The 3,494-nt window shown below is 33.6% G+C and carries 3 protein-coding genes and 2 pseudogenes; 2 read left to right on the forward strand and 3 right to left on the reverse strand.

Features of this window, described 5'->3' with window-relative positions:
• The coding region (locus IQ211_RS18350) for a hypothetical protein (RefSeq protein WP_193836444.1) at window positions 1-1,093 on the reverse strand (1,093 nt) is incomplete at its 3' end.
• A gap of 456 nt (window positions 1,094-1,549) precedes the next feature.
• On the opposite strand from IQ211_RS18350, the pseudogene IQ211_RS19755 reads away from it, so the two are divergent.
• Window positions 1,550-1,656 (forward strand): annotated as a pseudogene (locus IQ211_RS19755) (IS982 family transposase); the annotation flags it as partial.
• A 49-nt stretch (window positions 1,657-1,705) separates the two neighbouring features.
• Window positions 1,706-1,841: pseudogene (locus IQ211_RS18355) on the forward strand (IS1 family transposase); the annotation flags it as partial.
• Window positions 1,842-2,054: 213 nt separating this feature from the next.
• Here IQ211_RS18355 and IQ211_RS18360 read toward each other — a convergent pair.
• Together IQ211_RS18360 and IQ211_RS18365 are read right to left on the reverse strand one after the other, a co-directional pair.
• Entirely contained in the window at window positions 2,055-2,453 is a 399-nt protein-coding gene (locus IQ211_RS18360; RefSeq protein WP_189759738.1) for a hypothetical protein, read from the reverse strand.
• A gap of 25 nt (window positions 2,454-2,478) precedes the next feature.
• The coding region (locus IQ211_RS18365; protein ID WP_193836445.1) for a hypothetical protein at window positions 2,479-3,494 on the reverse strand (1,016 nt) is incomplete at its 5' end.

Below are 3,494 nucleotides of genomic sequence, written 5' to 3' on the forward strand. Positions count from 1 at the left end.
CATATGTAGTATATTCAATTTTCCAACTGATTATTTTGTCTCGATTATAACAATTTAACCAAGATATACTAATGGTATTTTTAGTTTTTATGGTAAAAGAGCGATCTAAGTTTGGTTTAATTTCAAATGAGCCTGGGCCGGTATCGTAGTAACAACTAGAAGTAATATATGAAATTTTTGCAGTTCCGCTACCTTTATTTTCAAACTTCATGTTGTTGATTGATAATAGATTGATCGAATGGTGAGATACGTTAATTTTTTCTGTATTTTGAACACGCTCAATAGACTCTTGCTTATCATTTTTTTCACCATCATATATAATTAATTGAAATTTATTTTTTTTGGAATAATCTCCAACAGAAGGGGAACAGGCGCTTTCACTTCCATCACAAATTAACCTAAGCTTAATCTGACAACCATCTTTACGAGTAAAGGTGCTATACCATGAACTGAAAGTCCAAGTCTTTGTTGTTTTTAATTCAACCTCGCATTCTTTTATCTTAGGTTTAGAGTCAGTGAGCAATATATTGATAATTGGAATTAGATTTTCTGCCAGGGGATAGACAATAATAAAGTCATTGCATTGTAAGTTACTCGAATTTTTCTCTGTATGCGATAATGGAGGAGAATTGTCACGCCTATAATTAGCCATAGCGAGAGTCGGCGTTTGCTCATCATCAGATAAGCGCATCATGTACCTGTCAACAAAGATATTGGCATAAGGATCATTAGCATTGCTGTATTCATAAATATTTTGTAAGTCTTGTATTGCATTAGAACGCATAAAAATAGGTGGATTAAGGGAGTTAGTCACTGAGTCCATCTGAGCATCGTTTTTTAGTATTTGATAACGGGAGAAGCTATTTGGATCAAATACGCCATAATTTATCTGCTCTCTACAATTATAATTATATGGAGCAGAATAAGGAAAAGGTTGTCTTTGTGTATTTATATGGTTTTGTAGAATAAAAAATGCAACACGGTTGTTAACTGGATCACTTTCATTAAATGTGGCGTAGCTTTGCACCGACAAAGCAGACAGTGTCAAACTGATAAGAAATATCGCCTGTGATCGTCTCAAAAAAAATTTCATATATTTAATTTCCTTTTATTTTTTGAAATATAATGTTTTTTACATTTGGCAGTTTACTTTGGGATTGCAAACATTCATCTTCCGCTACTATCATTTTTCAGCGCAAGCCTTGGTTAAATTCATGATATGCATCCCTACATTACCAATGTGTCTGGTCTAACCCATAAAGATTTTATGTTGTAATGAGTTCCACGATTTCCTGCCGCCTCCATATTCGATTGCAACAAAACTAACACAGCGGTGTTTTGTCAGTTTCCACATAAGTGATATTTATAGTTATAAAAGCTAATTGCTAGTTTTAAACTATTTTTTATATTGACCTCTTATGTGATAGTTAATTTTCATAATATGTAATATGATATTTAATTTGAATTCTGGATAAGAAATTGACGAAAAATCTGTTCCAAGAATAAAACTTTGGTGAACGCCGAAAACAGCTCAGGGAAGGAACAGACTATAAATAACTTAGTTGAAATTTTCTGCGATGTCGACGATTTTTGTCGTTTTTTATCTCCTATTGAACACAGTTTTTTCTTAATAACAGATACTGCCTACACCGCCGATAAGAGTGTATATATCACATTGAAATCATGACCATTTTGATCCTCTTTCACCCCCCTGATACTTCACTCCCGTTTAAAACGGCCTTAACAGAAAAACGATAGGCTATTCCAAATCAGAAGAGATGCACGACAAAGTGATAGATACATTGATTGAAGTCGAACACGACTTTTTCGAAGTGATCTAACTACCCTGAATTTTTATACGCATTAAACTTCAAGTTGTAATTTACAGCACGATATGAAACATGATTTCTCCCCGCGTCGCAGGGAGAAATCACATGCATCTTGAAGTTAGATTGGTATATATGTGCCATAGTGGCGGCAAGGCTTATCACAAAGAGTGCATTTTCTGAATATCAATATTTGTTTTCTACATAATACATGTGCAACTAAATGAGTTAATAAGCATCAGGTCCAACCCATAAAGATTTAATATAATTATTGCTGTCACATTGAATAAGAACTTTTTGTCCACTAGCTGCAGCATAAATTGCCGTTGCAAGGATAGCTTTCCCTGCCGGGGTATCAACATGATCAGCCCCCCAATACCAAGCTTGGCCACCTTTTACATTTTTTACTGTATAAGCTGCCCAGTTTTTATTATCATTATATCCTACAGATACAGAAATAAGATAACCCTGGTTGATAGAACAGTCTTGTGCAGAACTCAGATTACTTATTGGATCAACGATATTTAATTTAGGTTGTGTATTATTTGTAGTATCTACAGGTGTTGTAGCAACTGCTACGTTGCTCATTAAACCTAAAAATAAAGCAAGTATGGAAAACTTTTTCATCTTATTTATCCTCTTTTTAACGTATTTATTCATATGTAGTATATTCAATTTTCCAACTGATCTTTTTGTCTTGGTTATAACAATTCCACCAAGATACACTAAGCGTGTTTTTAGTTTTTATGGTAAAAGCACGATCTAAGTTTGGTTTAATTTCAAATGTACTTGGGCCGGTATCAGAGTAACAACTAGAAGTAACATATGAAATTTTTGCCGTGCCGCTGCCTTTATTTTCAAATTTCATATTATCGGTTGACTCTAGATTACTCGAACGGTGAGGTACGTTAATTTTTTCTGTGTTTTGAACACGTTCAATAAACTCTTGCTTATCATTTTTTTCATCATCATATATAATTAATTGAAATTTATTTCTTGTGGAATAATCTCCCGTAGAAGAGGAACACGCGTTTTCACTTCCATCACAAATTAACTTAAGATTAATCTGACAATTATCCTTACGAGTAAAGATACTATACCATGAACTTAAAGCCCAAGTTTTTGTTGTATTTAACTCGACCTCGCATTTTTTTATCTTAGGCTCAGAGCCAGCTAGCAATATATTAGTAATTGGAACTAGACTTTTTGCCAGGGGATAGGCAATAATAAAGTTATTGCATTGTAAACTACTCAAACTTTCCTCTTTATGCGATAACGGAGTGGAATGACCATGCCCATAATTAACCATAGCTTGAATCGGTCTTCGCTCATCATCAAATAAGCGCATCATGTACCTGTCAATAAAAATATTGGCATAAGGATCATTATCACTACTGTATTCATAAATATTTTGTAAGTCTTGTATTGCATTAGAACGCATCAAAATAAGTGGATTAAGGGAGTTAGCCGCTGAGTCTATCTGAGCATCGTTTTTTAGTATTCGATAACGAAAGGAGCCATTTGGATCAAATACGCCATAATTTATCTGCTCTCCGCAATTATAATTATATGGAACAGAATAAGAAGAAGGTTGTTTTTGTATATTTATTTGGTTTTGTTTAATAAAAAATGCAACACGGTTATTGACTGGATCATTTTCATTAAATG

The organism is Xenorhabdus griffiniae (genome assembly GCF_015163655.1).
GTDB lineage: Bacteria > Pseudomonadota > Gammaproteobacteria > Enterobacterales > Enterobacteriaceae > Xenorhabdus > Xenorhabdus griffiniae.